The 6,911-nt window shown below is 55.0% G+C and carries 8 protein-coding genes; 2 read left to right on the forward strand and 6 right to left on the reverse strand.

Annotation, left to right across the window (positions count from 1 at the left end):
• Nucleotides 1–96 precede the first annotated feature (96 nt).
• Nucleotides 97–741 carry a flavodoxin family protein gene (locus tag R6U41_RS07485; protein ID WP_410269212.1) on the reverse strand — a complete coding sequence of 215 codons (645 nt, stop codon included), beginning with the start codon at nt 739–741 and terminating at the stop codon, nt 97–99.
• A 546-nt stretch (nt 742–1,287) separates the two neighbouring features.
• Between R6U41_RS07485 and R6U41_RS07490 the strand changes: the two genes are divergently transcribed.
• Both R6U41_RS07490 and R6U41_RS07495 read left to right on the forward strand, forming a co-directional pair.
• Entirely contained in the window at nt 1,288–1,515 is a 228-nt protein-coding gene (locus R6U41_RS07490; protein WP_410269213.1) for a ribbon-helix-helix domain-containing protein, read from the forward strand.
• A complete protein-coding gene (locus R6U41_RS07495; protein WP_410269214.1) occupies nt 1,496–1,810 on the forward strand; it encodes a type II toxin-antitoxin system RelE family toxin in 315 nt (104 codons plus the stop codon). The genes R6U41_RS07490 and R6U41_RS07495 overlap by 20 nt, the downstream gene beginning before the upstream one ends.
• Before the next feature lie 7 nt (nt 1,811–1,817).
• On the opposite strand, the gene R6U41_RS07500 is transcribed toward R6U41_RS07495, so the two are convergent.
• From R6U41_RS07500 to R6U41_RS07520, 5 genes are all read right to left on the reverse strand, one after another.
• Nucleotides 1,818–2,618, reverse strand: a complete 801-nt coding sequence (locus R6U41_RS07500; protein WP_410269215.1) for an ABC transporter ATP-binding protein — start codon at nt 2,616–2,618, stop codon at nt 1,818–1,820.
• Nucleotides 2,615–3,418, reverse strand: a complete 804-nt coding sequence (locus R6U41_RS07505; RefSeq protein ID WP_410269216.1) for an ABC transporter permease — start codon at nt 3,416–3,418, stop codon at nt 2,615–2,617. The genes R6U41_RS07500 and R6U41_RS07505 overlap by 4 nt, the downstream gene beginning before the upstream one ends.
• Nucleotides 3,411–4,382, reverse strand: a complete 972-nt coding sequence (locus R6U41_RS07510) for an ABC transporter substrate-binding protein (protein ID WP_410269217.1) — start codon at nt 4,380–4,382, stop codon at nt 3,411–3,413. The genes R6U41_RS07505 and R6U41_RS07510 overlap by 8 nt, the downstream gene beginning before the upstream one ends.
• Before the next feature lie 40 nt (nt 4,383–4,422).
• Nucleotides 4,423–5,454, reverse strand: coding sequence for a radical SAM protein (locus R6U41_RS07515; RefSeq protein WP_410269218.1), 1,032 nt, complete (start codon nt 5,452–5,454; stop codon nt 4,423–4,425).
• A 107-nt stretch (nt 5,455–5,561) separates the two neighbouring features.
• Complete coding sequence (locus tag R6U41_RS07520) at nt 5,562–6,731, reverse strand: CoA-binding protein (RefSeq protein WP_410269219.1); 1,170 nt, start codon at nt 6,729–6,731, stop codon at nt 5,562–5,564.
• Nucleotides 6,732–6,911: the final 180 nt, after the last annotated feature.

Below are 6,911 nucleotides of genomic sequence, written 5' to 3' on the forward strand. Positions count from 1 at the left end.
CAACTGTTTAAAACCACTGTTTAAAACCATAGTCCCAAACCCGGGCAATGACAAAAACAAATACTTGTTATTTTATCCGCATGGGTCAGGCTTGTTTCATGATGGCATCCCGCAGCCCGGCACCCAGTTTCCTGGCGGCTTTTCCGCCTCGGCCTGGGTTTCAAATGTATTTACACCCACTGTATCCACAGAGGCCTCCGGGCCGAAAATCATCTTAAGCCCGGCCATCTCACATGCATCGCCGTAGCCGCAGCTGATGCAGGGAATGTTTCCCTGGATTTTAACGGATCCCAGAAAATTCATGCCCTCTTCCATCATATAGTAAAAAATGCTGTTGGCACCGCTTTCGCAGGCCGGGGGCATGCCTGCACAGTCTTCCGGGATCGCGCATGTCACCACGGCCACGCCGGATTTTCCGCTCATGAATCCATGCTTGTGCCGGAGCGGATACAGCCTTTCGAGAAACGCCTTGGTCCGGGCGTCAATGCTGGAATACGGGGTATAGCCGCCGATTACGAGACCATCTGCCTGTTTGGCTTTTTCCGCCAGCATATTGCCGTCATCGCCGATAACACATTCATTTGTATCCACGCATCCCAGGCAGGCGCGGCAGGGTTCGATTTCAAGCTCACTGAGCTTAAAAAACTCGGTTTCCATGCCTGTGGCTTCCAGCACGGTTTTAACAGCACGGTCTGTGTTGCTGTTTTCAATCGGCGATCCGGACACACCCAAAACTTTCATTTAAACCTCCTTGTCTTGAATTTACAGGACGTTTCCTGCTTCAACCATTTCTTTTTGGCGGAGCAAAAAAAACACTCCGTTTTTTGACGATCAGCGATAAAAAGGTGAAAGCCGCAGGTCATGACAACTTACGAGCAATTTAATGTTGATGGATGGCACCGTAAAAAGTCTAATTTCAGATGGTGCCGTAAAAAGTTCAAGATCAAGGCTTGCGCAATTTCGAAGAATGAAGCGTACTTAGCCGTACGTGAAATTCTGAAAAATTGCGCGTAACGCAGATATTGAACTTTTTACGGCACCATCAATGTTTCCAGTTTAACCATACAATTACGTAATTGCAAACATTTATTGCAAAACGCATGGCCATACAAAACTGGATCCAGTCGGTAAATGAAGCCGGCGGATTCGGAGACTGGTGCTTTAATGTGGTTTTTGAACCGGCAAAGATCCGGGATGCAATTTTAGAAGTTGTCTGAAAGCAGTGCTTGACATGGTGATGCATAAGTGTAACACTACAAGAAAAATATTTGAAAAAAGAGGTTTCACATGCCTTCAAAAAATCCCAGAATCAATGTTGTACTGGAAAAGCCCTTATACAACGCCCTGCATGAGCTTGCCGAAGAACAGGGATTGTCTTTGTCCATGCTGATGCGTGATCTGGCCAGAGAAGCCCTGGAGCTGCGCGAAGACCGGGCTCTGGCCGATTTTGCCGCCCGGCGCGATGAGGATTTTGACCGCAGCAGGGCACTGACACATGAAGAAGTGTGGCAATAGCGTGTCGTTTTCCCTTCTCTATCATCCTGATGTGAAGAAGCGCGATATTCCGAAACTCAATAATGACATCCGGAAACGGGTGAAACGGGCCATAGAAACCCGCCTTCTGGCAGCCCCCCAGGAGTATGGAGAACCCCTGCGCAAAACACTGAAAAACTACCGGAAGCTCAGGGTCGGGGATTATCGCATCGTGTTTAGGGTGGAGGACAATGAGATTTTTGTCCTGGGCATCTGTCACCGCAGAGAAGCCTATCTTTTGATGGAAAAAAGACAAAACCATCTTTTGCAGGAGTAATTACCGCTTATCTTCTTCGCAGCAGGTCATCCAATCGCCCGCACTGCCTGTGGAAAAGATTTCCCGCCGGGTCCCGGGGTCTTTGCAGATCCATTTCAACCACTTTTTTTACCCGCCCGGGATTTTTGTCCATCATGACCACCCGGTCGGCAAGGGTCACGGCTTCCCGGACATCATGGGTGACAAACACGACGGTGTGGGAAAATCGCTTCCAGAGGCTTAACAGCAGCTGCTGCATCTCCTGCCGCGTCTGGGAATCCAGGGCCACAAACGGCTCGTCCATGAGCAGAATTGCGGGCTCCAGGATCAGCACGCGCGCCAGGGCCACCCGCTGTCTCATCCCGCCGGAAATTTCAGAGTGCAGATAGCCGCCAAAGGGCAAAAGACCGACCAAGTTGAGATAGCGCTCCACCATTTCCCGTCTCTGCCGGCGGGAAAAGCTTTTGCCTTTTAATCCAAAGCCGATGTTTTCCGCCACTGTCAGCCAGGGGAAAAGCGCATCCTCTTGGAAAACCACGCACCTGTCCGGGCCGGGGCCGGATATGGGCCGGTCGTGGGCCAGGACCTGCCCGGTGCTGGGCTTTAAAAACCCGGCCAGCACATTTAACAGGGTGGTTTTTCCGCAGCCGCTGGGCCCCAGAACACACATCATTTCACCTGGCTGCACACAAAGCCCGATGTTTTCGAGAATCGGCAGCACAGAGCCGTTGACCTTAAAATGCAGCGCCAGGTCACGGACTTCAAGAATCGGGGATTTTTCGGCATCTGACGGTTTCCCGGCGGAAAGGACTTTTAATTGCGTTGTCATGCCGATCTCCTGGCGCTTTTAAAGCAGAGCCGCAAGGCGGCAGTCAGCATCTGATCGGATATGCGGCCGATCACGGCAATGATGACAATGCCGACGATAATGACATCCGTGCGGCCCACCATGCGGGCGTCCATGATCACGGCCCCGAGACCGTTCTGCACGCCGGTGAGCTCTCCCAGAACCAGGTAGGCCCAGGAAATGCCCAGCCCTAGGCGCAGTCCCGATACCAAAGACGGCATGGCCCCGGGCAGAAGAATCGCAAAGGTTCCGCGCAGGCGGCGAACCCCCATCATGGCCCCGGCCCGCAGCAGCACAGGGCTCACCTGGCGAACCCCGCTGGCGCAATTGATGTAGACGGGGAAAAAAGCAGCCAGGGACACAAGAAACACCGTGGTTTTCATGCCGATGCCAAACCAGATCAGGGCCAGGGGCAGCCAGCTGATTCCCGGAACCGCGCGTATGCCGTTAACCGAGGTGCTCAGCAGCCGATCCACAAACGGCAGCCGCCCGGACATCACCCCCAGAGGAATGCCCACTGCCGCAGCAATCGCAAATCCGGCAAATACCCGGATCAGGCTGGCTTTTGCATCAGCAAAAAAACGGCCTGCGTACATGCCCGTATCCGGACCGCTGAAAATATAAATATAACCGGCATCGATAATCTCTTTGGGGTGCGGCAAAACGTAAGACGGCACAAGACGCAATTCTGCGGCTGCCAGCCATGCCAGGATCAGACTTGCCGGTAGTATCCAGGGCAGCACCCCATTGATACCGGCCCGCGATTTTCCGGCATCATTCATCTGCGCTTATCTCTTTTCGGGCCTGCCGGACAAAAGACAGGTCGATCAACTCCTTGTAATCCGGATGCCGGCGAATCATGCCCAAAGCCTGCATCCGTTCCCCCAGGGCTTTGACCCGGCTGACAAACACCGCATCCATGTCCCAGGCCAGTTCCATGTTGGCCGCGGCCTTTTTCAGAATGATTTTTGGGGTGCCAAACCTGGACGCCCGCTTCAGCCACTGGTCCGGATGGCGGGCAAGATACCGGGTGGCCCGGGCATGGGCCGTGACCATCTTTTGCACCTTTTGAGGATGTTTTTGCGCAAAATCCCTGGTGACCAGCATGCCGGCGTTAATGTCGCCCACGGCCTCATCATAATAGGGATAGGCCAGGATTTTCCCGTAGCCGTTTTCCACAGCCTGTGCAGGAAAGGGCTCCCCGGAGAGAAAAGCATCAATGCTGCCCCTGGAAAGGGCCAGCCCCATGTCGAAAAAATCAATGCGCATCAGGGAAACATCGGTTTTCACGGAAAGCCCGCTGCGGCTCAGGGTCTCGCGCAGCAAAATCTCGTGCATGGTGCCGGGAACATAGCCGATACGTTTTCCCTTCAAATCCGCAACGGTTTCAATGCCGGCATTTTTTCTGGCCACAAGGGCCGAACATTTGTTGCAAAGGGCGGCCACCATCACCACCGGCTGTCCCATGGATGCCGAGTGGATGGCATGGGCAACCGTGGTGCCGCACATATCCAGGCTTCCGGCCAGCAGGGCGTTTTTCTGATCAGCCGGATTGGTGAAGGGATAAACGTTGATCTTATCCCTTTTGGAAACAAAATCACCATAGTAAAACGGGGCGATGGTCTGGGCGGTCTTCCATGTCCCGATGCGCAATTCATCGGCATAAACAGCCCCGGGTCCGGTTGCAGCCAGGCCCAGACAAACGGCAATGATGAGGATGGCTTTAATCAGCGGCTCAGGGCGCATGTTTCTTCCTTTTTTTGCCAGAATGGCTACACCAGAATGGCTACAATTGAGCACCTGCGGCCCGGACGGAGCGGGCAAAGCAGTTGGACGGCAGCATCGGGTCCAGGCCCATTTCCATTTGAATCTGTGCGGTGAACTGCAGAGACCGGCCCCGGCCGCCGCCCACTTGGTCTGCGCCGTCCCGGGGATTTGAGCCCACTTCCGGAAAAAACAGGTTGGCCCCGGCCATCAGTGAGGCGGTATGCGGTTCGTGGGTGCAGTGAGCCCGGGGCACATCCCCTATGACCAGGCGACTGACAGCCACCATGCGGGCCATTTCCCGCTCCGTGATCATGCCGTGTTTTTCCATGGGCGAGCCGGGAAAATTGATCCGGCGCATCACCCCGCTGTAGGTGGCCCCATATCGGCGGGCCAGAAACATCCGATCCACAATTTCCTCAATCTGGTGCTCAGGGCCCACCGGTTCCACGCAATTCATCCATTGCAGCCCCACATCCTTTAGCACCCGGATGGTCTGGATCCGCTTTTTCACCTGAAGGGGGGTGTCCTTGCCTTCGCCCAGGCGCACGGCATGATAGGCCCCCACAAAACCCGCATCCAAAAGCTGTTCGCCTTCCCTGTGGGTAATATCCCGGGTGTTGGCCACAAGCGGTACTGAAACCGTTTTTTTCAAAAGCCTTCCCACCTCCAGCAGCCGCTTGAAGGAATAAGTGCCGGTGGTCATGATGTTTAAGGCATCTGCCTGGTTTTCCTCTCCGATCCGGGCCCACTGCAGAATATCGTCAATGGGAAACTCGATTTTTTCTGTAAAGATTCCGGCTTGTTCCGTCAAGGAACAAAAAAGGCAATTCAAGGGACAGGGCTCCACGTTGACACCAATGTGAAAATGGTTTTCCCCCTTTAATCCAAACTGCTGCCGGCTCATTTGGTTGGCTGTGTGCATCAGGGCATAGTTTTCCCGGGAATCCAGATCCAGATGCATGAGTTCAACGGCTTCCGGCCGGTCAATGCCGTTGAAATCCATGGCCTTTTTCAGAATCTCTCCGATTTTCGGTGCAATTTTCCAGCCCATATCCCTCCTTTGCCTTGCATGGATGCAGATAAAACAGCCTGTTTATTGTTCAGCACTGTTTCAAACAATAGACACAAGGGCAGATATTTTCAACAAATAAGGCGGGTTTATCCCCGGCGGCCGTAATACCCAACCACCCGGGCATATGCGGCCATGGCTCTTTCCGGGGTGTCAAAAAACGGAACCCCGGCGCTGCACAGGCGCGGGCCGGTATCTGCGGGCATGCCGGCAATGCCAACAATGAGAAACGGCTTGCCCGATGATTGCTGCGCCCGGATCATGGCCTCGATATAGGCGTTATTGGTGTTTTCATCCAGGCCCGAACCAATAACGCAAACCGCGTCCACACCGGCATCGGCAGCCGTGATTTCAGCAGCCCTGGCAAAAATGTTCATATCCATATGCGCGTTGAGGCTCACATCCACGGGATTGGACAGGCTGGTGCCAGTGGGCGGCACATGTTCTGCCAGGCGTGTTTTTGTGTTTGCTGACAATTGGGCCAGTTCCAGGCCCTGGCGGCCTGCGGCCTCGGCTGCGGAAACCGCCAGGCCGCCGGGACCGGAAATAATGGCCAGGCACCTGCCGGATACCGGCGAAAGCAGATAAAAAGCCATCATGGTATCCACCCATTGATCCCAGCCTTCAACAGATACTGCATTGCACTGGCGCATCAGGCCCTGCCAGATCCGCCGGGAGCCGGACATGGCACCGGTGTGAGAAGATGCCGCCCGGCCGCCTTCGGCTGTCAGGCCCACCCGCCACAGGACCACGGGTTTTTCCGCAGCCGCGGTTTGCAGGGCGTCAAAAAAATACCGGCCGTCGGTGATGCCCTCCAGATAGGCGCCGATCACATCAGTTTCCGGGTCCCGGGCAAAATAGGAAAGCAGATCCGCGCTCTGGACATCGGCCTCGTTTCCCAGGCTCACGGCCTTGCTGAAGGCCAGGCCCTTTTTCTCCGCCTCCCGGCCGATGATGTTGGCAAGGGAGCCGGAATGGGAGATCAGGCCCAGACGTCCGGGCTTTCGGCACAATCCCGGGAAAAAGGAAAGGCCGGAAGCGGGCACGTAAAGCCCCATGCAGTTGGGCCCGAACAGGCGCATTCCCGCAGCACGGGCTGCGGCCACCATCTCCTCCTCCATGCGCCGACCATTTTCACTGCCGGACTCCCTGTAGCCCGCGGTAAACAAAACCACCCCCTTTACCCCTTTTTCCGCGCACTGCCGGACCACCTCCGGGCCGGCGTCCCGCCTTGTGAGATTGCCGGAGAATTCTGGCAGATCTACCTGGTGCTGTTTCTGATCAGCATCTCGGCTACCTGCCTGGGGCTGCTGGTATCATCCGTCAGCACGTCAGAGGCTTCTGCCATGGCGCTGATCTACTCGTTCTCGTGTTCGATAAATATGTTCCCTTCCTCTTTGATTATCTGTGCGCTCTCTTCTATCGTTATATTATTTTCT

Origin of the sequence: Desulfosalsimonas sp., assembly GCF_046483245.1 — a bacterium.
GTDB lineage: Bacteria > Desulfobacterota > Desulfobacteria > Desulfobacterales > Desulfosalsimonadaceae > Desulfosalsimonas.